At 70.4% G+C, this 797-nt stretch carries 1 protein-coding gene; it reads left to right on the top strand.

The genetic code is table 11. From position 1 onward, the window contains the following. Positions 1–126 precede the first annotated feature (126 nt). Positions 127–699, top strand: coding sequence for a cob(I)yrinic acid a,c-diamide adenosyltransferase (locus AC08ON_RS02760; protein WP_476606286.1), 573 nt, complete (start codon positions 127–129; stop codon positions 697–699). Positions 700–797 lie beyond the last annotated feature (98 nt).

Here is a 797-nt window from a genome sequence, read left to right as displayed (position 1 = left end):
GGCGGAACGGGCCGATCCGGACTGCTTGCGGTTCCCCCGGTTCGGGATGAGCGACGACGCGACCGCGCTCTACGCCCGGATCTGACAACCCGGCCGCGCGGTCAACGACTGCCTAGAGTGGTCCCCATGGCAGTGCACCTGACTCGGATCTACACCCGCACCGGGGATGACGGTACGACGGCGCTGGGCGACATGTCGCGGGTGGCGAAGACCGATCCGCGGCTGGCCGCCTATGCCGACGTGGATGAGGCGAACGCCGCGATCGGCGTGGCCCTCGCCCTCGGCGGGCTTCCCGACGAGCTGCGGGCGGTGCTCGGCCAAGTCCAGAACGACCTCTTCGACGTCGGCGCGGATCTGTGCACCCCGGTCGACCCGGCGCCGGCCTACCCACCCCTGCGGATCACCGAGGCCTACGTGGAACGGCTCGAGGAGGCGTGTGACCGTTTCAACGCCGACCTGCCGAAGCTGGCTTCCTTCGTTCTTCCGGGAGGGACTGCCGGGGCGGCGCTGCTGCATGTCGCCCGCACGGTCGCCCGCCGGGCGGAACGGTCCATCTGGGCCCTCCTCGAGGCCGAGCCGGACCGCACCGGCCCGCTGCCGGCCCGCTATCTCAACCGACTGTCGGACCTGCTGTTCATCCTCGCCCGGGTGGCGAACCCCGAGGGGGACGTGCTCTGGCGCCCGGGGGCGCACGCCTGAGACCCGCTCAGTACCCGAGGGTCGACAAGCCAGTCAACCGAATTGATGACCGACGATCACGAGTACCACGGTGCGCGTGAGTGACAGGACGCGGCAAC

This window comes from Frankia sp. CoWAU3 (assembly GCF_977971855.1).
The sequence above is the reverse complement of the archived record's forward strand: the minus strand, read 5'-3'. Positions and strand labels throughout refer to the sequence as shown.